At 37.3% G+C, this 24244-nt stretch carries 18 protein-coding genes and 1 pseudogene; 5 read left to right on the plus strand and 14 right to left on the minus strand.

The genetic code is table 11. The features are described from left to right. Positions 1-200: 200 nt before the first annotated feature. Entirely contained in the window at positions 201-1094 is an 894-nt protein-coding gene (locus CDA10_RS04720) for a LysR family transcriptional regulator (RefSeq protein ID WP_089604341.1), read from the minus strand. Between the two features lie 306 nt (positions 1095-1400). Further along, entirely contained in the window at positions 1401-2582 is a 1182-nt protein-coding gene (locus tag CDA10_RS04725; RefSeq protein ID WP_089604342.1) for an MFS transporter, read from the minus strand. A 334-nt stretch (positions 2583-2916) separates the two neighbouring features. Between CDA10_RS04725 and CDA10_RS04730 the strand changes: the two genes are divergently transcribed. Beyond that, positions 2917-3981: an alpha/beta hydrolase gene (locus tag CDA10_RS04730; RefSeq protein ID WP_089604343.1), complete on the plus strand. Its 1065-nt coding sequence runs from the start codon at positions 2917-2919 to the stop codon at positions 3979-3981. A gap of 335 nt (positions 3982-4316) precedes the next feature. Then, entirely contained in the window at positions 4317-4553 is a 237-nt protein-coding gene (locus CDA10_RS04735) for a VF530 family protein (RefSeq protein WP_089604344.1), read from the plus strand. Positions 4554-4845: 292 nt separating this feature from the next. Here the strand turns inward: CDA10_RS04735 and CDA10_RS04740 are convergent, their stop codons facing one another. The 4 genes from CDA10_RS04740 to CDA10_RS04755 all read right to left on the minus strand — a co-directional run bounded on the left by CDA10_RS04740 (position 4846) and on the right by CDA10_RS04755 (position 7681). Then, positions 4846-5103, minus strand: a complete 258-nt coding sequence (locus tag CDA10_RS04740) for a Txe/YoeB family addiction module toxin (protein WP_089604345.1) — start codon at positions 5101-5103, stop codon at positions 4846-4848. Further along, a complete protein-coding gene (locus CDA10_RS04745; RefSeq protein WP_089604346.1) occupies positions 5100-5354 on the minus strand; it encodes a type II toxin-antitoxin system Phd/YefM family antitoxin in 255 nt (84 codons plus the stop codon). The genes CDA10_RS04740 and CDA10_RS04745 overlap by 4 nt, the downstream gene beginning before the upstream one ends. Positions 5355-5483: 129 nt before the next feature. Continuing rightward, positions 5484-6467 carry a phosphotransferase family protein gene (locus CDA10_RS04750; RefSeq protein WP_089604347.1) on the minus strand — a complete coding sequence of 328 codons (984 nt, stop codon included), beginning with the start codon at positions 6465-6467 and terminating at the stop codon, positions 5484-5486. Positions 6468-6742: 275 nt separating this feature from the next. Continuing rightward, positions 6743-7681: a LysR family transcriptional regulator gene (locus CDA10_RS04755; RefSeq protein WP_089604359.1), complete on the minus strand. Its 939-nt coding sequence runs from the start codon at positions 7679-7681 to the stop codon at positions 6743-6745. A gap of 203 nt (positions 7682-7884) precedes the next feature. Here CDA10_RS04755 and CDA10_RS04760 point away from each other — a divergent pair, with 203 nt between their 5' ends. Continuing rightward, entirely contained in the window at positions 7885-11361 is a 3477-nt protein-coding gene (locus CDA10_RS04760; RefSeq protein ID WP_089604348.1) for an indolepyruvate ferredoxin oxidoreductase family protein, read from the plus strand. A 170-nt stretch (positions 11362-11531) separates the two neighbouring features. Then, entirely contained in the window at positions 11532-12230 is a 699-nt protein-coding gene (locus tag CDA10_RS04765; protein ID WP_089604349.1) for a DUF1826 domain-containing protein, read from the plus strand. Positions 12231-12360: 130 nt separating this feature from the next. Here CDA10_RS04765 and CDA10_RS04770 read toward each other — a convergent pair whose 3' ends face one another. From CDA10_RS04770 to CDA10_RS04800, 7 genes are all read right to left on the minus strand, one after another. Further along, positions 12361-12852, minus strand: coding sequence for a flavin reductase (locus CDA10_RS04770; RefSeq protein WP_089604350.1), 492 nt, complete (start codon positions 12850-12852; stop codon positions 12361-12363). 199 nt (positions 12853-13051) lie between these two features. Then, on the minus strand, positions 13052-14080 hold the full coding sequence (locus CDA10_RS04775) for a methionine synthase (protein WP_089604351.1): 1029 nt from the start codon (positions 14078-14080) through the stop codon (positions 13052-13054). Between the two features lie 51 nt (positions 14081-14131). Continuing rightward, a complete protein-coding gene (locus CDA10_RS04780; RefSeq protein ID WP_089604352.1) occupies positions 14132-15109 on the minus strand; it encodes a DUF1852 domain-containing protein in 978 nt (325 codons plus the stop codon). 757 nt (positions 15110-15866) lie between these two features. Beyond that, the gene (locus CDA10_RS04785; RefSeq protein WP_089604353.1) at positions 15867-18071 is read right to left on the minus strand and encodes a TonB-dependent siderophore receptor; all 2205 of its coding nucleotides are present in this window, start codon (positions 18069-18071) and stop codon (positions 15867-15869) included. Between the two features lie 277 nt (positions 18072-18348). Further along, positions 18349-19092, minus strand: a complete 744-nt coding sequence (locus tag CDA10_RS04790; RefSeq protein ID WP_089604354.1) for a PA1136 family autoinducer-binding transcriptional regulator — start codon at positions 19090-19092, stop codon at positions 18349-18351. Positions 19093-19295: 203 nt separating this feature from the next. Further along, entirely contained in the window at positions 19296-20162 is an 867-nt protein-coding gene (gene hchA / locus CDA10_RS04795; protein ID WP_089604355.1) for a glyoxalase III HchA, read from the minus strand. 430 nt (positions 20163-20592) lie between these two features. After that, on the minus strand, positions 20593-22797 hold the full coding sequence (locus CDA10_RS04800) for an OsmC domain/YcaO domain-containing protein (protein ID WP_089604356.1): 2205 nt from the start codon (positions 22795-22797) through the stop codon (positions 20593-20595). A 353-nt stretch (positions 22798-23150) separates the two neighbouring features. Here CDA10_RS04800 and CDA10_RS04805 point away from each other — a divergent pair, with 353 nt between their 5' ends. Next, positions 23151-23633: a winged helix-turn-helix transcriptional regulator gene (locus CDA10_RS04805; protein WP_089604357.1), complete on the plus strand. Its 483-nt coding sequence runs from the start codon at positions 23151-23153 to the stop codon at positions 23631-23633. A gap of 105 nt (positions 23634-23738) precedes the next feature. Here the strand turns inward: CDA10_RS04805 and CDA10_RS17175 are convergent. Beyond that, positions 23739-24019: pseudogene (locus CDA10_RS17175) on the minus strand (putative type VI secretion system effector); the annotation flags it as partial. Positions 24020-24244 lie beyond the last annotated feature (225 nt).

Genomic DNA, 24244 nt, shown 5'->3' on the forward strand with positions numbered 1-24244 from the left:
AGACACTTTAAATGGGTTCTAACAATATTATTTCGCATAATGTATATTATGTTAAATAACATACCCAAGGCTGTAGCCTACGCAACGCTGTTGTTGCTACAGATCGTCAACGTGAATCTACATAATTATATTCACGTTGACGATTATCCTAAGTAACATTATGTTTACTTCAGTTAAATAAGTTTTCTTCCAACAATGATTTAATTTATTCTTAATGTATCAATAACAAGTTTCAGAGCTGGTGACTGCTGTCTTCGATGAGGATAATACAAATGAAATCCTGGGTATGCTATTGCATACTCATCCAATACTTTTATTAATTGCCCTTGTAATAAACTGTCCTGAATGAGCTCTTCAGGAATATATGCAATGCCTTCTCCAGCCAATACTGCATCAGCAATAAGCTCAGAATCATTAAAGACCCATTGCCCAGAAACTTTAATTTTAGTTGCAATGCCTTCAACCAAGAACTCCCATTGATACAATCCACCTTGAGTAGACAATCTATAGCCAATACAGTTATGTTGAATCAAATCTTGAGGTTTTTTTGGGATGCCCTTTAGCGCAAGATATTCAGGCGTCGCCACCACAACCATTCTAACATCTGAACTCATCCGTACAGCGATCATTCCTTCCGCTACCCGACTACCAAAACGAACCCCTGCATCAAAACGTTCCGCTACAATATCAACCATGCCATTATTTGCAGTTAGCTCAATATTGATATCTGGATAAAGCTGAGTTAATTGCTTTAATTTCGGTAATAGCACATAGCGGATAGCATGATGACTTGCATTTATTCTTACATTTCCCGCTGGTGTATCTCTTAGTTTCGACAGTAATGATAATTCATTATCTATATGATCAAAACTCGCTCCAATCGTTTGTCTGAGCTTGTCACCAGCCTCTGTTGGAGAAACGCTACGTGTAGTCCGAGTGAGCAACAACATCCCTAAACGCTCTTCCAGTCCCCGAATGGTATGGCTCAAAGCAGACTGGGAAATACCTAGCTTACCCGCTGCTTTAGTAAAACTTCCTTCACGTGTCACCATCAGAAAGGCATATAGATCATTATAGTTCTCTTTTGTAATCATATAGATCCTGTATATGGTTCAGTAATTTAAGCGTTAATATTAGAAATAATACCACTTAGAAACGTATGATTTATTAATCTTATTCATGACTCTATCCCATTTTAGCTCATTACTCATACATTTTCGTATTTCTATAATCTGTTATGCTCCGCACAAATAATTGAAGTTAAAAATAAAAAATCTATAACTCTTAAAAACTATAATAGATTTGAACGAGGTATTTCCCTCTCACCACGTTCATTATTAAAAAAAATATATAAGCTCTAATCCAACATTCTGCTGGCCGCAACCCTTATCTCTTTTGGATTACTTCATCGTCAAACGTAATACCAAAATAGAAGAAATAACCAAAATAAGTGCACTGACTATAAAAGTTATCTGATAACCACTATGGTCAAATAAAATTCCACCCAGTGTTGAACCTAAAGCAATTGCAAGTTGAATCACGGCCACCATTAAACCGCCACCCGCTTCTGCATCATTGGGCAAGGTACGTGCTAACCATCCCCACCATCCTACAGGTGCTGCTGTTGCTAAGAATCCCCATATACAAAGTAATACTGCAACTACCATCGTCCAAGTTCCAAAAAATACGAGTGACAATGCGATAACAGCCATCATGATAGGAATAATGATCAAAGTTGCATAAAAACGGCGCTTCAAGAACATATTAATTACGGCAGTGCCAATAAATCCCATGATCCCAATACCCAGTAAAATAAGTGACAAGGTAGAAATATCAACTCGGGTTATAGTTTCCAAAAATGGTCGCACATAGGTATAAAGAGAAAACTGCCCCATGAAAAATAAACTGATCGCTGACATACCCATTATAACGACTGGATTACGTAATAATCCCCAAATGGATGATTGCTTTTCAGTTTCATGAGAAGTAGCTGGCATTGAAGGCAAACTCAACCATTGCCAGATAAAAGCAAGTACAGCTATAGGAACTAAGCTTAAAAATGCACCCCGCCAGCCAATGATTGAACCTAAATAACTTCCTAAAGGTGCAGCAATCACCATTGCCAAGGCATTACCACTGTTAAAAATTGCTAACGCTTTAGGAACTTGTGAGCTAGGTACTAACCTCATTGCCATCGCGGCTGACATCGACCAAAAACCACCAATGACTAAACCAATCAACGCACGACCTAGCATATAAATTGTATAACTTTGCGCCAATGCCACGATTGCACCTGAAACTGCCATAATAGCCGTTAAAACCAACAAAAGTGTTTTACGATTCATTTCGCCTGCTAAGCGAGAAATCATCAAACTTGTAATCACAGCAAAAGCGCCTGAAATAGCAATTCCTTGTCCAGCCAGACCCTCCGTAACATTAAGATCTGTTGCAATCGGTGTTAGTAAACTCACTGGCATGAATTCTGACGCAATCAATACAAAAACACATAAGGTCATTGCAAAAATCCCACTCCAGTAAACAGGAGCTTCTACGTAGCTTTCTTTTTCTTCAGGGTTAAGCATTGAATATCTCTACTCGAAATTGAAAGTAGCAATTATAAAAATAAGGGTTAACTGGAATAAGTAGCTTAAGCCGAATAGAGTTATGTATAGAATTCATGAATCATAAAAGTATAAATATCGTATTTTTAAAATTTATTGCATTTACAGTTTTAAAAAATTAAATAATTTTTCTTTAAATACATTATTTTCAACTAATTAAAATTTTTATTGCCCAATTAATGAATTCAACTCATAAGTCTATGCTGTTTTTTTAGGCTAATACTTCTCTGAAAGAATAGATAAACTCTTTTCAATCCCTAAATTCATGAATCATTTTTTACAGGAAGCAGGAATCATGCAATCACATCTGAAGAAATTTCGTAATGCGACTCTAACAGTAACCCTTATTGCAACAATGGGCTTATTTACTTCAACTTCAATAATGGCGGCAGATATGCCTAAAGATGCAGATAACTTTTATCAAAGTAGTCAAGTCACGATTAAAAAAGTTACGTTCAAAAATCAATACAACATGAATGTGGTTGGTAATTTAGTTATTCCTAAAAATTTAAATAAGAATACTAAAGCTCCTGCAATTATTGTGGGTCATCCAATGGGAGCGGTGAAAGAACAAAGCTCAATGCTTTATGCACAGAAATTAGCAGAGCAAGGCTTTATCACTTTAGCGATTGATTTACCATTCTGGGGTGAGAGTGAAGGACAACCTCGCAACTTAGTTGCACCCGAGCTCTATACAGAAGCCTTTAATGCTGCGGTAGATTATTTAGGTAGTCAAATCTTTATTGATCGTAATCGTATTGGCGTATTAGGTATTTGTGGTAGCGGTAGCTTTGCGATTAGTGCAGCAAAATTAGATCCTCGTTTAAAAGCAATTGCTACTGTTGCAATGTACGATATGGGTGCTGTAACACGTAACGGTTTAAATCACTCCCAGACGCTTGAGCAACGTAAGAAAATGCTAGAAACAGCAGCAGAACAACGTTACTCAGAGTTTCAAGGTAAAGGAAAACAATGGATAAACTATTTACCTAAAACAGTCGATGCCAATAGCGACTCTATCGTAAGTGAATTTCATAACTTTTATCGAACACCACGCGGAGCTGCAATTCCTAAAGGTCAAACTTTAGAACAAACTCAAAATAGAGCTTTAACCAGTGAAGTTAGATTTGTGAATTTCTATCCATTTAATGATATAGAAACTATCTCACCTCGCCCAATGCTATTTATTACTGGTGATCAAGCGCATTCCAAAGAGTTTAGTGAAGATGCCTATAAACGTGCTGGTGAGCCTAAAGAGTTGTACTACGTTAAGGGTGCAGGACACGTAGATCTTTATGACCGTGTTGATTTAATTCCTTTCGATAAACTAACCGATTTCTTTACTAAAAACTTAAAGTAATTTTTTTAATTTAGCCAAGTTGAGCGGGCTCAAATCAACTTGGCTTTTTTAATTGAAAGCCCAGATTATTGCCCAATCATGATGAGAACGAAATATTAAAGTAAGCCTTATTCTGATTGCATTAGGCAGATTTTTACCATCTGTACTACCATGTTGTTTGCAATGTACTGCAATGACTACCGAATTATTAGAATTTGACTAATTTATATTTAGAAAAAAGTTAACTAGAAAATAAGCTGTAATTTTCTATGTTAATTATGTTTAAATTCCAACCCTCTCATTTTTCAACTAGCTTAGGTTATAATGATGACCTCTCAAAATATGGTTGATCTATTATGAACGCCTCCAATGACCCTCTACACGGCAAAAAACTTGCTGACATTTTGGATGAATTATTGGATTACTACGGTGGCTTTGAAGGCTTAAGTCATAAAATTGAAATTAGATGTTTTTGCATAGATCCAAGTGTTAAGTCATCATTACGATTCTTACGTACCACACCATGGGCACGTGAAAAAGTAGAAAGCTTATATTTGTATGTCTTACGCCAAAAAGCCAAACAGAAATCGTAGCTATCAAAACCCAGCCTCAGCATAATATTTTATACCAAATAGTAAACTACACTTATTGAATAGCCATCGATTTTGTAGACACCTGTGAGTTAGTGATGGACTGCCACCACTCTCCTAGACAAATTTAGTCTATTCTTAAGACCTTTTTAGTAGGAAACTATGTATTCATAGCTAGGTTCATGAACCAAATATTTTATAATTTATCATTTTAATACGCTAAGTAATTAAATTTAATTGTGAATTAGATTCTAGGTGAACGTAAGTTAAATAAGATACCCGAGGCTGTTACTGCTTAATTATAATGATAACGACACATGGCAATAAAAATTGAATCGGATGTTACTTTATAAACGATACGATTTTCCTTATCAATGCGCCTGGACCAATATCCAGATAAGTCATGTTTAAGAGGTTCAGGTTTACCAATACCATCAAATGGTGATCGTTTAATATCTTTAATCAACACATTAATTCTTTTAAGTGTTTGTTTGTCTGTAGATTGCCAGTATAAATAATCATCCCAAGCTTCATCTGTCCAACTTAAAATCATTCTTCAATTAGCTCATGGCTTATTGTTTTACCTGCTTCAATCTGAGCAATTGAGTCACGCAATCTTTTCGCATTCGCTGGGCTTTTAAGTAGATGAGCTGTTTCTTCATAGGCATTGAAATCATCTAGGCTAATTAATACAGCCGTTTGGTTGTTTTGTCTAGTGACAAGTACTGGAGAGTGATCATCTATAACACCATCGAGTACATTTGCTAAGTTCTTCCGTAGATCAGAATATGTAACAACTTTCACTTATACACCTTACTTAAGTACAAATAGTTGTACCTATTTTAGTACAAGATTATGATTTTTTCAATCTGATTGGCGGCTACATTTTATGTATGTTTAACACATGCTTGATGAGCTACTGCCCTGTCACATTCAAACTACTTTCCCGTTACTACGATAAATCAGATCATCGATACAGGCTAAACTGTCAGCAAACAATTTAGGTCTAACCTTCACCTCAGCTAAACGACTCAGGTGATTTACGAGATCTAGTGTTTTCGCGAGCTTCTGTTGGTGATAATCAACATGAGTTCCAGTTGTACTGTAGCCACACAAAAATGATTGATGATAAGCTGTAAATTGTTGATAAGGCCGTAGCATGTGCCCTATGTCATATAAAGGAGACATCGATGCTGCAAACTCCCAATCGATAATGGCAAGCACTTTCTGAGTGGATAAATCAACTAAAATATTTTCTGGCCCGAAATCCATATGAGACAAACGACTATGCTCTGTCAGCTTTTGAAGCTCACTACGTTGATCTTTTATTAACATCATAAGTCGCTTAACGCGTTCTTGCCCAATTCTTTGGCTAACCAAAGAATTTAACAAACAAGAAAAAACGTAAAGCTCAAATGACTCAACTGGGTCATCAATAGGCTGATCAAATGATAAATCGCCAGCAAAGAATCCATTATATTTGAACTGACATTGGTGGATCTTCGCCAGTAATTCGCCTGCTTGGAAAAATAAACGATTTAGAGTGCTTTCATCTGCTCGTTTAATCACATTTGCTAAAGTATTCCCTTCTATATATTCAACCAGTGCGAACCACTTCCCCAAGCTTAGATCAAATTCGTAACCGTAATATTTGGCTGTACAAATGGCGTTGCAAATGAGCAAGTCAGCTATAGAAGCTTCTTTGGCTACCCTAATATTAGCATCCTCACCTTCATAAACTCTCAAAACCAATTTACGTTCATTAGCTAAAGTTAGCAAAAAATTGCTATTTCTCAATCCACCGCTCATCAGTTTTAAGTCAACTACTTGGTTAGCATCGTCAACTTGTATTACTTTAAGGCAGCGATTCGCATCAGTTAAATCGACTAAGCTTGATTCATATCTACGTTCAGTCACAACGATCAACTTCCTTGTTCATGTTTTTATGGACGATTTGTGACTGATCGAAGATTTTCTAATAAATAGTAAAATTCCACATCTAAAATTACCGTCATCACGATCATATCTATTTCTATTCATATAATATTTTGTTAATCATCATTTTGTTTATTTCACCTGTTTTATAATAAATGATTGAAATTCAAAAGCTGTAGCGATTCTCTAGATTGTGGTTCGTGGTGAATTTACTTTTGTTTAATATTTACCTGAATGATTTGAATAGCGAATTGGCATTATAAAAAATAGTCTGTATCACTTTGAATTTTGGGTGAAATATGCTGTTCAACCCATGTTAACCATGCTCTTGTTTTTGCATCTATAAAATGACGCGATGGTAGTAAAGTATAAACACCAATATCAGGCGATCTCCAATCCGCTAAGACACGGCGTAATCGCCCAGTACGTACAGCTTCAATCACAGCAAAGGTTGGAAGCAATGCAATACCCATGTCTTGTTGCACCATGTCCAGTAATAGTTCTGGTGTATCTGCAATCAATTGTCCTGTAATATCAATTTGATACGAACAACTATTTTCACTTACGAGATGCCATTGCGGTGTAATCGATGGGTTCACCAATCTTAAACATGCGTGTTTTTGTAGGTCATCTAATGATTGTGGTTCGCCATATTTTTCTAAATAAGCTGGTGATGCGCAAAGTAATGAAAATATTGTCCCAATTCGACGAGCTACAAATCTTGAGTCAGTCAAAGATTCTGTGAGGTATAAACTTACATCAATTCCTTTACCTAAAAGGTCTGGTACATTTTGCGATGTACGGTATTCAACCGTAAGCTCTGGATAGGCTTGACAGAACTCAGCCAACATTGGAGACACATAATGATGTCCAAAACTGGCCATACTCAAAACACGTAGTCTACCTTGCGGTTTACTTGCCATCCCCATTGCATGGGTTTCGGCTTCTTCTACCATCGTAAGTACTTGACGGCATTGTTCTGCATAAGTTGCACCAATATCGGTCAATGCGTGCTGTCTTGTAGATCGTTGTAGTAATTTTGTTCCTAAACGCCCTTCTAACTCACTAATGAGGCGGGACACTTGCGCTGTTGTCAGTTCCATCTGCTCTGCGGCAGCAGTAAAACTTCCACTATCAATGACTTTTAGGAAAGCATGCATTGCATGTAGTAATCCACCATCAAGATTTTTGCGCATAACGTAAATATCTTTTTCTAAATTACGCATTGTTGCACCAGTCTGGATCAACCACAATGACATTAATGTACATACTTTGAACAGTTTCATTGTCTTAAATTGAACTGGTCAATCTTTTTCTCAGTATGTGATTTACTCCAAATATTCAACCGGATGTTGAAAAAAGAAAGTAGCTCGATCTACAAAATTCTAAGGAGACATAAATGAATATAGCGACAAAATTTACTCCAAATAAAATTCCAACCAAGGATGTATCACTTGAAGATAAATATTTAAGTGATGATGGTACTGCTTACATGACAGGTATTCAGGCATTGGTGCGTTTACCACTTGCACAAACACGTCGGGATACTTTAAACGGTTATCATACTGCTGGTTTTATTTCTGGTTATCGTGGTTCTCCTGTCGGAAATTATGATAATTTTCTCTGGCAAGTTGAAGGCATACTCAAAGACCATCATGTGGTTTTTCAACCTGGTGTAAATGAAGATCTCGCTGCTACTGCAATTTGGGGTACCCAACAAGCCAATCTTGCAGGCCAAGGTAAATATGATGGTGTGACTGCTTGGTGGTATGGCAAAGGCCCAGGTGTAGATCGTTCAGGGGATGCTCTGCGTCATGCCAATCTTGCAGGAACATCAGAACGAGGTGGTGTGGTTGCCTTCTTTGGTGATGATCACTCTTGTAAATCGTCAAGTATTCCACACCAATCAGAACATGTCATGATCGCTTGTGGCATTCCAATTTTTTACCCGACTTCAATACAGCAAATTCTAGATTTAGGTGCGCATGCGGTCGCCATGTCACGCTTTGCAGGTGTATGGACGTCGATGAAGTTAGTCAGTGAAATCGTTGAAACCTCTGCTTCTGTTCATGTGGATTTAGATCGCGTCACTCCTGTTTTACCCAAAAATGTTCAAATGCCTGAAGATGGTGTCAGCATTCGTTGGCCTGATCATGGCATTCAACAAGAACAACGTCTTTATCAATATCGCTTACCTGCTGTATTGGCTTATGCACGTGAAAATGAACTCAATCAAGTCACATGGCATTGCCCAGATGCGCGTATTGGTATTGTAGCTAGTGGTAAAGGTTATTTAGATACGATTGAAGCCTTACGCATTCTCGGAATTGAAGATGAAATAGCCCAACAGCTCGGACTGAGAGTGTATCAAGTTGCTTTAATTTGGCCCTTAGAACCACAAGGTCTGCATGAATTTGCCGAAGGATTACAAGAACTGATCGTTGTAGAAGAAAAACGCCCTATTCTTGAAGCACAAATTAAAGATGAACTCTATGCGCTTCCTGATGGCAAACGCCCGCGTATCATCGGTAAAGCGAGTGATGGAAAAGGTGAATGGAGTACATCGATTGATGAAGCGCCTTTGATTGGTCACTATGAATTCCAACCTGAACCGATTGCAAAAATGTTGGCAGCTCGATTCTTAAAATTAGATCTTCCAGAAAGCTTAAAAACGCAAATTCAAAATAGAGTTGACCTGTTACAAAAAGCAGAGCATGAATCACGGCGTGTTCTGGATATTGCAGAACGTAAACCTTTCTTTTGTAGCGGCTGCCCTCACAATTCATCAACAGTATTGCCCGAAGGCAGTCGTGCATTAGGTGGCATCGGTTGTCATTATATTGCCGTGTTACAGAATCATGGCACAGAAACGTTCTCGCAAATGGGTGGTGAAGGCGTAAGTTGGGCGGGAGCTTCACATTTCACCAATGAAAAGCATATTTTTGCCAATCTAGGCGATGGAACCTATTTCCATTCAGGTTATCTTGCAATACGCCAAGCCATCGCTGCAAAACTCAATATGACCTACAAAATTCTCTACAATGATGCTGTTGCAATGACAGGTGGGCAGCATGTCGATGGTCATCTGAGCGTGGCACAGTTAACACGACAATTGGATGCGGAAGGTATCACAAAACAAGTGATCGTCACGGATGAACCAGAGCTGATTCATGCCGAAGAAGGTATTGCTGCTCACGTGGAGATTTACCACAGGAATGAGCTAGATGATGTTCAACGCAAATTACGTGAGATTTCTGGGGTTACGGCGTTAATTTATGTTCAAACCTGTGCCAGTGAAAAACGTCGTCGTCGTAAACGCAATGCTTATCCTGATATTGCAGAACGCGTTTTTATCAATACTGAAATTTGTGAAGGTTGCGGTGACTGTTCTAAACAATCGAACTGTTTGTCGATCGAACCTGTCGAAACAGCGTTGGGAACCAAACGTCAAATCACTCAAAGTAGTTGTAACAAAGACTTCTCTTGTGTCGATGGTTTCTGTCCAAGTTTTGTGACCGTACATACCCGAGATATGAAACGCCCAGAAATATTCAAAGGTATAGAAGCTGGCTGGCCTGAAAAACCCATCCTTCCTGAACTGGATCAACAACCCATTCGCATCATGGTCGGTGGTGTTGGTGGTACAGGTGTGGTGACAGCAGGTGCTTTATTGGGAATGGCTGCTCATTTGGAAGGTAAAGCCGCACGTATCATGGATATGGCTGGATTGGCTCAAAAAGGTGGCACGGTTTATTCCTACATACAGCTTGCTACAGAAGATGAGCAAATCTCAGCAACCAAAATCCCTGCAGGACAATGTGATCTTTTAATCGGTGCAGATGCCATTGTCGCAGGCAGTAATGCGGCACTTTCTCGTTTAAAAGCTGATGCTGTTGTCATCGTCAATGAAGATGCTTCCCCTACTTCTGATTTTCTTGAGTCTCGTGATTGGTATGCGCCAATTACAGATTTGATTCATCGACTTCGTGGTCGAACCACACAAGGAAAACTCACATCTTTACCTGCAACACGTATTGCCACACAAGTTTTGGGCGATGCAATCTTTGCAAATCAAATCTTACTTGGCATGGCTTGGCAATCAGGTCAGATTCCATTGAAACGTGAAAGTATTGAGCAGGCAATCCGCCTGAATGGCATGGCTGCTGAAAAAAACCTTGAAGCTTTCCGTATCGGGTGTCATCTCATAAGTGAGCCTGACTTAGCCAAACGCATTATTGCAACGATACCTACAACGCGTAAACCAACCACGTTGGCTGAACTCATTGAAGATCGTTCAGCGCGTCTGGTCGAGTATTGGAATCAAGATTATGCAACTCAGTATCGAGCACTTGCTGAACAAGCTGCCAAAGTGTTGCCAGAAGAATTAGCGGGAACCATTGCTACACAGTTATATAGAGTCATGGCGTATAAAGATGAATACGAAGTTGCACGCTTACTTACAGGAAAAAGCTTTAAACAATCAATCGAAACGCAATTTGGTCAAGGTCTACGTTTAACCTATCATTTAGCTCCTCCTACGTTAGGTGCTCATGGCAGCATACGCAAACGTGCTTTCGGATATTGGATGCGTATTCCAATGATGATCCTTGCTCGTCTACAATGGCTTAGAGAAACTTTTCTTGATCCATTTGCTTTACAACAAGAGCGTCAAAAAGAGCAGGCTTGGCGTGATCGTTATATCGCATTTGTAAAAGCCATCAGTTCTGCACCTGAAAGTTATGAATTATCTGTTGCTGAGCAAATCGCTCAATTACCAGCAGATGTCCGTGGTTTTGGTCATGTCAAAATGCAAGCAATGGATGCAGCGATACAACGTTGGGATGAGCTTTCATTGAGTCTTCATAGAAAAAGTTGAGATAGAGAGATTTATCATATAAATCCTCACCCTAGCCCTCTCCTTTAAAAGGAGAGGGAACTTCCATTGTAAATAAATGCTCACCACAACTCGACTTACGCAAGAAGTCTAATGATTCTCCCTTTCTTTGATACTATAATATTGAACGTGCTTTAATACTTACATCTGCTATGAAAAATCCATTTTCTGACAACAATCAAATTGAAGTGGTTTCTAGTTTTTTTGAACTTGTAAATTTGAATTTTCAAGGAGAAATGAATGCACTTTGCTGGCATAGAGATTTGATTGGTGATTTTAAAGAAATTGTGACTAAACTCGAATTAAAAGAAAATATTACAGAAGTTTCTGTTGAAGACCTTTTAGCATTAAAACTTTCAGAACAAGGAAATTTAGCAAGGGAAATCATTTTAAAAGATATACAGCTCTTAACTGATTTCGGAGCATCCCCTACGCTTAATTTACTAAAATATTATGAGCGTGATGACGAGCTAGACTTCATTTCAACAGATGTATATTCGTTTCATATAGATCGTTCACCCATAGAAACGGATACTTTCTTATGTACCTATCACGGCGCTGCAAGTGATATCGTGCCCAATGATCAGGCTGAGCAAAAGATTTTAATTCCCGAGATCAGAGAAAAACTCAAAGAATTACATGATGGTCCAGAGACTGAATTTGAAAATTTTCTAGAAGAATATTTTTTTGATTTACATTATCAGCCGAAACCAAATGCAAAACCTGTCAATTTAGGCTTAGGACATCTTTGGCGCTTGGCGGTAGATCATCCTACGCAAAAGGTCTTACCTTGTGTGCATAGAGCACCAGTTGAAAAGGATGGTGAGTATAGATTGCTATTGATTTGTTAAGTATTTATTCAATATCTCATTGAGAGTTACATCGGCTCATTTCTTAATGACTTTCATGGCTCTACTTACTTTTATTCACCTTACTTCATCAATTGGTTGATTGGATTATTTTCCATTACAAGGAATGAATTTAAGCCGTTTCCATCTGTCCCACATGGTGATAAGCACGATTAAAATACGCAAGCCCGTGTTCATGTTCACTTTGTTGAATCGCCACTGTACGACAAATAAAAATAGTATGCGTTCCAACTTCTTGAATTTGTTCAATCTCACAATCAAAACTCACCAAAGCATCATTTAAAACAGGTGCGCCAGTTGCTAATTCTGTCCAAGTACCATGTTTAAAGCGCTCTTCTGAACTCATTTTCGATGCAAATACATTAGAGATACGCTGATGATCTGCACTTAAGACATTCACAGTTAAAATTTTATTTTCTATAAAATGCATATGTGATCGAGATGTTTTATTCATACAAACCAATAGTGTCGGAGGTGTATCTGTAACACTACACACCGCAGATGCCGTAAATCCATGACGACCTGACGCCCCTGCTGTGGTCACCACGTTAACTGCACTGGTCAATAAAGACATTGCATTTCTAAAGTCTGTTGCTTCAATCATCACCTTATTCCTAAATTGAACCATCGCTTTTTTAGATTTCGCACTCACCCAATGGGTTATATAGACACATCATCTAAATGAGTTCTGAATATAACGGACACATTTTCCTGAATGAAATATGAGCTACCTATTTATTCTTAACCATTATCTTCTTAAATAGGTAGCCATTCACATCACGCTATCGATGAATAGACGAATATTAAGCCGAAAGTTCTTTTCGGATGATCTCTGCGCCTGCACTTAAAGCACTGAGCTTGCCTCTTGCTACTTCACGAGCCAAAGGCGCCATACCGCAATTGGTTGAAGGATAAAGTTTATCGGCATCGACAAACTGAAGTGCTTTGCGTAGCGTATCTGCGACTTGTTCAGGTGTTTCAATGGTATTGGTTGCGACATCAATCGCACCAATCATGACTTTTTTACCACGAATAAGTTCAATCAGATCCATTGGCACACGAGAGTTTTGACATTCGAGTGAGATGATATCGATTTTAGACTTTTGAAGTTTAGGAAATGCCTCTTCATATTGACGCCATTCTGAACCTAAAGTCTTTTTCCAATCGGTATTAGCTTTGATGCCATAGCCATAGCAAATATGAACCGCAGTTTCACATTTCAGGCCTTCAAGCGCTCGCTCAAGCGTCGCAACACCCCAATCATTCACTTCATCAAAGAACACATTAAATGCAGGCTCATCAAACTGGATAATATCAACACCCGCAGCTTCTAATTCTCTCGCTTCCTGATTGAGAATTTTGGCAAATTCCCACGCCAGTTTTTCACGACTTTTATAGTGACCATCATACAGTGTATCAATCATAGTCATTGGGCCAGGAAGCGCCCATTTAATTGGCTGATTGGTTTGCTGACGTAAAAACTTGGCATCTTCGACAAAGACTGGTTTTTGCCGACTCACAGCACCAACAACCGATGGCACACTTGCATCATAGCGATTACGGATACGCACCGTTTCACGTTTCTCAAAGTCTACGCCATCAAGATGCTCAATAAAGGTAGTGACAAAGTGTTGACGAGTTTGTTCGCCATCGCTGACGATATCAATCCCAGTGTGTTGTTGTTCTTGCAATGACAGACGTAAAGCATCTTGTTTCGCTTCAAGTAATGCCTCACCCTCGAGTTTCCAAGGTGACCAAAGCTGCTCTGGTTCTGCAAGCCAAGAGGGTTTAGGTAAACTGCCAGCAGTTGAAGTCGGTAATAATATTTTCATAATCAAGTATCTTCTATATCCAGTATCTAGTTAATTCAGCAGTGTAGTGTCTTAAACGGCGTAGCTTTTAGCCCATTGTTCAAGAATGTTTTGATAAGGCTTGATAAAGTTCTCTTCAGTCCATTTACCTTGTTTTACTGCCAATTGACCACGTTCAACACGGTCATAAACGATTCGTGTTAATGAATAATCTGGATACTCCAAACTTGCTTGATAAACTTGCGCCGCTGATGAATTTGCATTGTAAATTTCAGGACGATAAATCTTTTGGAAGGTTTCCATGGTGCTAATCGCACTAATGAGTTCAAAATCGCTGTAGTCATGCAGTAAATCACCCGCAAAATAGAATGCTAAAGGCGCAACGCTACCTTTCGGCATAAAAAAGCGAACCTGCAAACCCATTTTATGGAAATACTCATCGGTACGTGAGTATTCATCTTGTTTATACTCCACACCTAAAACAGGATGTTCATTGGCAGTGCGATGATATTTCTTCGCTGTTGAAACACTCAAACAAATCACAGGCTGTTGCTTAAATGCTGCTTTAAAAGTCTGTGAATTCACAAGATATTGATAAAGCTTGCCATGTAAATCACCGAAACCTTCAGGTGCATACGATGTCGAATTTTCTTTATTGTGTTCTTTCAGCACCACACTGAAATCGTAATCACGTACATAAGATGAGAAGCTATTACCAATCATGCCTTCGATACGTTGATTGGTATGATGATCGGTAATCATGCTTTTCAGCATTTCAATAATAGGGAAAGCTTGACCATTACCTTCAATGTCTAAATTTGCAGAAATAATATCGATTTCAAGTGAATAGCGATCACCATTCGGATTGTCTGATTGTGCTAAGGCATTGAAACGATTATTGATCATTCGGAGCGTATTACGTAGGTTCTGCTCACGACTTTCACCACGTGCCAAGTTGGCAAAGTTAGTTGTTAGGCGCGTGTTATCTGCTGGTTGATAGTTTTCATCAAAACGAATGCGTTTAATTGAACATGCAAACTCTGTACTCATGGCGATCTCTACCCTATTTTCTGCGATAAAACCTGAATTTCTTTATGTCGTAATTTATACCTGAATCACTACATGAATAAAAATGATTTTATCTAACACAAAGTTGAGTAAAATTCATGTATGGTTTATTGTTATGTTTATAAACAATAAAAGTAAGAAAAATAACTGCAGTATTTATAAGTAATTAACTTGGATATTTAAATTTTAAATATTTGAAAATAAAGGCTTTAAATTGTATTTTTCTTACCAATAAAGTATGGGGAGTTCATTGCTAAGAATGTCATATGCATTAAAAAAAGAATAAAAAAACGAGCATAAACAGCATTTGATTGCTGTGCTTAAATTGAATGGTATGCTTAATATGTAGCCTAGCAAGGCTTGCATAGCAAATTTCTATGTTGAAATAACAACGCCTATTGGATAAGTATCACGAATATTATTCATAATGAAAATATCTCATGTTGTTCTTATAAGGCATTAATATATTCATCTTTTGGGCTTGGGCGAATAGCTGAAATATAGAGTATCGCTTGAAAGCATATGAATAGGTTAAATGAAGCTGAGTTCTATATAAAATATTTTTTTAGATAAAGTTCAAAGCTAATATTCGAGGTGATTTAGTTCTATAAATCACCTATTTTGACGCGGAAAATAATAAAAAAGCTCTTTCATATATAAAGTACTGATAGTCAATACAAAATATGAAAAGAGCTTTTATGGATAATTTATTTATGAATGATACTGCTTTTATTTAACGTTAGAAATTCATCGTCCACGACAATTGTGCTGTACGTGGTGTACCAAGAAATAAATAATCATCGCCAAAGTAACTGCCTACATCACGCCAATATTTCTTATTGAACAAATTATCAATGTTGAAGCGAAGCGTATTGTCATAACCATAAGCATTGAAATGATAAGCAGCACCTGCATCAAACACGCTATAACCTGATACTTTAGCTGTGCCTGATTTATTGGCATATTTACTACTGCTATATTGCATGCCTGCCAATAAACGTAGCCCTTCTACTTGTGGCATGTGATAAGACAAATGACTCGCAAAACGCACTTTAGGCACATTTTGAGTTTGATGTCCTGCATATTCATCCACTTGTATATCTTTTAAACGTGAACGAATCAACGCCAAACTAGAACTGACATCTAGATTCTGAGTTATTTTCCCTTGCAAGCCAAGTTCTAAGCCAAGGTTATGTTGTTCACCTTCAGTTAAGAAATAATTGTCAGCATTGGTATACTGATGATCTTGTTTCAAATCAAACAATGCAGCTGTAAACAATACCCCTTGCCACTGTTGTTTAATACCCAATTCATACTGAGTTGAATCTATAGGTGCTAAAGTTGCATAGGCATTGCCTTCGATGCCTTTATCTGGATTGCCATAGGCAAACCACGGCGCTTGACCACCATCACTCAAACCTTTGGCATAAGAAACATATAGATGAGTCTGTTCCCAAGGTCTATACATCACTGCAAACTGTGGTAAGAAACGATTAAAATTCGTGTCCCGAATGCTGTTCGCATTTTCATCATAGGCACTTTCATTTAAATGCAATAACTTACCACCCAACACAGTTGACCAAGTGTCATTCAAATCAATTTGGTCGAGTAAGGTTAAAGCCGTTTGCTGACTATCCAATGATTTGTAATGATTGCCTAAGGTTTGCTCTGTAGGTGTAAAGGTGATAGGGTCATTATCAATATTTCCAGTTCCAATCGGTTGATTAATCGCAACATATTGTGCATGGCGTTTGTATGCATGAGATAGCTCTAAATTAAGATGATGCTGCCATGTACCCGTGTTGAATTGACCATTTAAACTTGTTTTAAATTGGTTGGTGAGATAGCTGTCATCAGGGCTACGGAAATCATAAATATCGTAGTTGCCATTTTGGTCAAAGGTATTCCCTATTCCTGACGTTTGGCAGACACTGCTATAACATCCCCATGCAAAAGCTGAATAATCATCTACAACTACCCGACTTTGCAAAGCTGTCTGCTTGGTCGTCCAATTGTCATTGATTTGGTAAATATATTTTAAGCTGGCGTTTAAACTTTGATTGGTGACAGGATTACTCCAGCTTTGGTAGCCAAGCAAACGATCCCATTCAACGCCAGTAGGCACAGTTTTACCATCAAGTAATTGATAACCAGGTACTGAACGTTGTTGTTGACGTTGTGATTCAATATCAAATTCTAATTTTGAGCGATCTGAAATTTTCCAGTCTAACGCTAAAGAACCGAATAAACGTTTTCCATCTGCATGTTCAACATATGGATGGATTTCTTCTTTTGCTAAATTTACTCGGTAACCAAACTGCTGATCTTGTCCTAACCAGCCACCTAAGTCAGTTGCTAGACGATAGCCACCACGACTGTCTACATCAGCGCTAATAGAAGCAATGTCTTTAGGACGTTTGCTTACATAGTTGACCACACCGCCCGGTGTTGACATACCGCTTTGAATGGCACTAATGCCCTTTAAAATTTCAACTTGCTCTTTATTTTCTAGCGCTACATTTTGCTCACCGCGCAGCAAATTACCATTCAGCAAGTAACTTGAACCTAAATTTAAGGCAAAGCCACGCATCATAAAGTTTGAGTAATAGCCAATTGGCGCATAGCCTTCACCGACCGCTGCATCATTTTTAACTACATCACTGAGTGTTTTTGCATGCTGGTCCGCTATACGATCGGCTGTTATTGTGCTGATAGATGCAGGGATTTCAGCAAGATTTTGCTGAGTAAAACCTGATAAATTCACTTTAGTCTGTGAATCAGTCATTTGGGCTTTTTGCGCAGTGACTGTGATGGTTGGAAGTTGTTGAGTCTCATTTTCAACATCAGCATGTACCAATACTGGACTTAGCCCTAGATATGAAAATGAACCAACCGCCAGTAATGCTTTTTGTAAACGAGAAAATGAAAATGGATACGTTTTCACAGTAGATACCTAACCCCAAAAGATAATCTTACAGCCTGAATTTTGCGGCATGAGTATTCACAATTTTCTTTGTTTGGACAAGTATTTCTACAATATATTTAAGCTTTTTTAAAGATCATCTCGATTTTGACAATCATCCATATCATTTAGAGCCATTGATTGAGCGCATCACACAGATTGATTTTCTTACATCAATTCGAGATTGAGCAAAAAGCATTTTTAAGACTTTTAAGTATGAATCATCACAATTAACGATACTTTAAGTGAGAATCAAAAGTCATAATTCAATTTCTCTACGGATTAAAGCAGAAGAAATTGCCTGAGCGGTAGATTTTGCACCCAGTCGCTTTCTGATATTCCGCAAATGATTTTCAACAGTTCGGGTTGAAATTTTTAGAATATCTGCAATGTCGGAATGCTTATGACCGATTGCAGTCCATTTCAATACTTCTTTTTCTCGTTCAGTTAGAAAACCACTGTTTTGAATAGTATTAAGGTCTTTCTTATGTTGAATTTGACGAAATGCTAGCGTTGAAACCGTTTGTATGATCAGCTTAAAATCGGAACTCATATCGACAACTTCACCTGCAAATGAAATTGCTCCCTCTAAGCCTGCGCGTCCAAAAATAGGAATTTGAACACCATTCACCTCAGCTAAATCTTTGAGATTTTTAATAATACGATAACTTTCTTTGGTTTTTTCTTTATTTAATGTTTTCGCCCAAAAGAAGGGTTCATCATATTCAAAAATATGGCTGCTAATTGGACAACGCCGTAAATAAGTTTCACGTTGATCAAGATTACTTTGATCTACCCAATCGCCATAAGTAAAAAAGATTTCATCGATTAATTCATTTCTATTATAAGGTGAAACACTACATATAATGATTCGATCAAAGTTTAACTTTTTTGCAAATTCTACAATAACGTCAAAAATATTATTCAGTTCACGGGCTTGTCTAAGTTGATGCGTTGTTTGAAAGAATAATTCAGCAAATTGATGTTGATTCAGAATTTTCATACCACTTTTCTCGATAATTCCTCGTCTGTTGAGTTCTGGCGTACAACGCAAGCCATTTATAAAATCTCAATAGACCCTAGATAAACCTATAAAATACTTCAAATAAAATTTTGATTTTCAATAAAAAATAGCCACTACGCAAGTGACTATTCTTTATTCCTGTATGTCTTTATTGATTATATGTCTTTATGCATTGTATGGCGTTAAAGTGTAGTATCTGCCAGTAATGTTTCAGCAGCCAATTTACCTAAGTTATGTGATGCTAAAGGACTATCACCTGTTAAAAGTTTTCTGTCTTTATGAACCTGCCCAGTTATCCCCTTGTTGAGAATCTTAACGCCTAATTTCTCTAAATTTTCACCAACTAACCATTGTAGTTGACCTGGCATATAACCGATTTCAATATTTGGCCCTTTATCAAGTGCATCTGGGAATACACAAAGTTCATAACCTTTAAAAATATAATTTTCAGGTGCTTCATCCACTGCAGCTGCAAGTAAAGAAGCTGGGCCATGACAAAGTGTAATCACATATTTATCGTGGCTTAAAGCCCATTCCAGTACTTTTTTAACGCTTTTACTTTCAGGAATTTTTGCAAGCACACCATGACCACCAGGAATAAATACCCCTGCATAAGGTGAATCTTTGCTCAGTGCATTTTCTAAAATATCATCAAGTTTTAACGGATTTTTAAGCTGCTCTGCATATTTCGCATAAGTATCTACAACAACTTTTTCTTCATGTGGCATTGCCCACATTTCAAGCTTAACAGGATTACCTGAAAGTGTTGCGATATCAAATTCAAAACCCGCATTATCCAAATGAAATACAGGAAGTAGCATTTCAACAGGATGATTTCCCGTTGAAAAGAACTTTTCATTTTGCATCAAGATATATCGCTCATCTGTAGCAATCATCAATATTTTTTTGTCGCCTTTATATGGATTTGGATACGTTGTACCGTCGTAATCAGTCTTTGAAGACGTGTATTGACTTAAAGAATAAGGCGATGGAAAAAAAGCATTGTCTTCCGCTGTATCTGGTGTAGGTGCTTTGCTTAGTTCACTCATTTTTATACTCCAGTGGTTTTTTTGACTTCATTTATTGAACCGTCTACACCAGTATATGCGAGTTTTAGAATCGATTTAAATAAGGGAAAGCCCCTATTCCTGCACATTTATGACTTGAAATGTTGTTTGTTGGTTACTTGATGTATTACTGTGATTAAGCCAGTAATTATGAGGACAATATCTATTGGATAGATTTATTTAAGTTATTGTTATTTAATTGTTTTTATAGGTATTAAGAATAATCACATTTGAATAAATTCAGTCTATTTTATAATGCGAATCCATAAAACCAGCATCAGCTCATCTATAGCTTTATCTTTTTCAATGTGATTCAATAGCTTATATACAGCATATAAAAGCTTACATGCTGTATATAGCGATCTACTCTGTTAAATTATGTAAATAAACAGTGCATTTACGGCATGCGAAACTAGCTTGCTAAGTTTACAGCTTTAGCACGCGCTGCATGAAGTTTCTTATAACTTTCAATTAAACGTAAATGACGCTCTAAGCCTTCAAGTTGTATATTGGTTTCGGTTAAACCATAGAAACGAATGCTACCTTCCATTGAGCCAATCACGGCATCCATACGTTCATCACCAAACATACGACGGAAATTGGTTTCATAATCGTTCAGATCCAAATCATCATCTAATTCAACTTCAAGTACCACATTCATACATTGATAAAATAAACCACGTTCAACCGTATTGGTGTTGTACTGTAAGAATGTTTCAACAAGCTCTTTGGCTTCTTCGAACGCTTGCAAAGCAATGTAAATCAATAGTTTTAATTCGAGAATGGTCAATTGCCCCCACACCGTATTGTCATCAAACTCAATGCCAATCAAAGTCACAATATCGGTATAATCATCAACTTCCAGTTCTTCAAGACGTTCAACTAAGGCTTCAAGTTGCTCATCATCTAAACGGTGTAGATTCAGAATATCTTCACGGAATGCCAATGCCTTATTGGTATTGTCCCAAATTAAATCTTCAACTAAATAAATTTCAGAATAATCAGGTACTAAAATACGACAAGCTGTAGCACCTAGGTGCTGGTACACCGCCATGTAGACTTCTTTGCCCATCTCTTCAAGAATAGCAAACATGGTTGCAGCTTCTTCTGCATTGGCATGTTCACCTTCACTGGTGAAGTCCCATTCTACAAACGCATAATTAGACTGAGCACTAAAGAAACGCCAAGACACCACACCACTTGAATCAATAAAATGTTCAACAAAATTATTGGGTTCAGTAACAGCATTACTGCTGAATGTAGGTTTAGGTAAATCGTTTAAACCTTCAAAACTACGACCTTGTAACAATTCCGTTAAGCTACGTTCTAATGCAACTTCTAATTTTGGGTGAGCACCAAATGATGCAAAAACACCACCTGTACGAGGGTTCATCAACGTGACGCACATCACTGGATATTGACCACCTAAAGAGGCATCTTTAACTAAGACAGGAAAGCCTTGTTCCTCTAAGCCTTTGATCCCCTCAACAATACTTGGGTATTTTGCCAAAACTGCTTCAGGTACATCAGGTAATGTGATCTCACCTTCTAAGATTTCACGTTTTACGGCACGTTCAAAAATCTCAGATAAACACTGAACTTGTGCTTCTGCTAAGGTATTTCCTGCACTCATACCATTACTGAGGTATAAATTTTCAATCAAATTCGATGGAAAATAGACAACTTCACCATCTGACTGACGTACAAAAGGTAATGAACAAATACCTCGTTCAGTATTTCCTGAGTTGGTGTCGTATAAATGTGTACCTAGCAATTCATCGTCAGGGTTATAAATTTCTAAAGTATATTCATCCAGAATTTCTTTTGGTAATTCACCATTTGGACCCGGTTTAAACCACTTTTCATCTGGATAATGTACAAATTCAGCATTGGCAATCTCTTGACCCCAAAACTGATCATTATAGAAAAAGTTACAGTTTAAACGCTCAATGAACTCACCCAATGCAGAAGCCAAAGCGCTTTCTTTGGTAGAGCCTTTACCGTTGGTAAAACACATCGGTGATTGAGCATCGCGAATGTGTAATGACCACACATTTGGCACAATATTACGCCATGAAGAGATTTCAATCTTCATACCTAAATTTGCCAAAATACCTGACATATTGGCAATGGTTTCTTCTAGAGGTAAATCTTTACCTGCAATAAAAGTACTACTTTCAGAAGCTAAATTCGGCATGAGTAAAGCTTGGGCATCGGCATCGATACTTTCAACTTCTTCAATAATAAATTCAGGACCCGTTTGGATCACTTTTTTTACGGTACAACGATCAATCGAACGTAAAATACCTTGGCGATCTTTATCTGAAATATCAGCAGGAAGTTCAACTTGAATTTTAAAAATCTGCTTATAACGATTTTCAGGATCTACAATATTGTTTTGTGACAAACGGATATTGTCTGTTGGGATATTTCGTGCAGCACAATACACTTTAACAAAGTAAGCCGCGCATAATGCAGATGAAGCAAGGAAGTAGTCAAATGGACCGGGTGCTGAGCCATCACCTTTATAACGGATCGGCTGATCGGCGATTACCGTAAAATCATCGAACTTGGCTTCTTGGCGAAGATTGTCGAGATAATTAACTTTAATTTCCATGCTGGCACCTAAGTATTCTTATGTGTAAGCATTAAACACATAAAATTCAAAATATTAATCAATCAGCCGAATCACGGATCAGAAATTGATTTAAAGTAAATAAAGTCATTCATCAAACAGTGATAATGTTGAGCGACTGACTTTTAAAAGATTGGCCGTATTATAGAGTGATTTTGCCCAGTTGATAACTTTTGTCTGTATTTATAAACAATTCCTATCATTTTTATGACATTCAATGACTACTGAATAGACACTTTTAAAAGTTCGCTTGTTTTAAAGCTATACAAGTAATTTGCTTTCAATTAGTATTTTTAAAGATCGTTTTTAAATTTGGTCAGGAATCATTTATTTCCATGAAAATAGCAGATATAGGCAATCAACCTTGTTCAGTCGCGCGCACCTTGTCGGTGATTGGTGATACGTGGTCAATGATGATTATTCGTAATGCTTTTTTAGGGATTCGTAGGTTCGATGATTTTCATAAAAACTTAGGTGTAACCCGCCATGTTTTAACAACGCGTTTGAATACTTTGATTGAAGAAGAAATTTTATATAAAACTCCATATACCGAAACACAGAAACGTTTTGAATATCGTCTGACTCAAAAAGGTTTAGACCTATACCCTATTTTGATGAGTATTATCCATTGGGGAGATATCTATATGGATAAAGGTCAGGGTGCACCTGTAGACTGTGTCCATAAATCATGTGGACATAAATTCCAGCCAGTTATGGTTTGCTCCGAGTGTTCAGAACCTCTAAACCCGAAACAAGTAAAAGTTGAAATAGGTAAAGGCCTTTTAGCTTTTCATGCAGAGGTTAAAAAAGAGGCTTAAGCTGATTTATTTTAAATATAAGCGGCTTAGTTAATTTAAAATATAAAAATTTTTCCATTTTTTACTTTGCTGGTTGGTTTATCAGTTTTAAAGAAACTCATTATATTATTTTGCCGACTTACCATATTTTTCTTTATCGGCTTGTTGGGCTAAATCTATACGGTAGGTATAATCTTTCCAACGCTCATGTCCATATCCTTTATTATCCTCTTTATTTTTCCAACTTAAATCGTTTAAAGCATATTCTTGTAAATTCATTCGACTAGGTTTATAAAAATCTAACTTTTTTAAAATAGCTTCTAATTCAACACTTTGTTCATCAAAACTTGCGCCTATTCTCCACCCTAGAACAAAACCAGAAAAAAGGAAAAATAAAATTACTAGAANCCCTAGAACAAAACCAGAAAAAAGGAAAAATAAAATTACTAGAATTCCATATTTATCAGTAAGTATATACTTACCATTATCTAAAAATAATAAAATTATGATACACAAACAAATACATATAACACCTAAGAATCCAAAAAACTTCATGCCCCAAACTCTGTATCTTAACCTTCCTTTAACTACCTCTTGACTTGTCCACATATAATTGTTCTTTTGATCAATCA

The sequence above is a fragment of the Acinetobacter piscicola genome (assembly GCF_002233755.1).
GTDB classification, from domain to species: domain Bacteria; phylum Pseudomonadota; class Gammaproteobacteria; order Pseudomonadales; family Moraxellaceae; genus Acinetobacter; species Acinetobacter piscicola.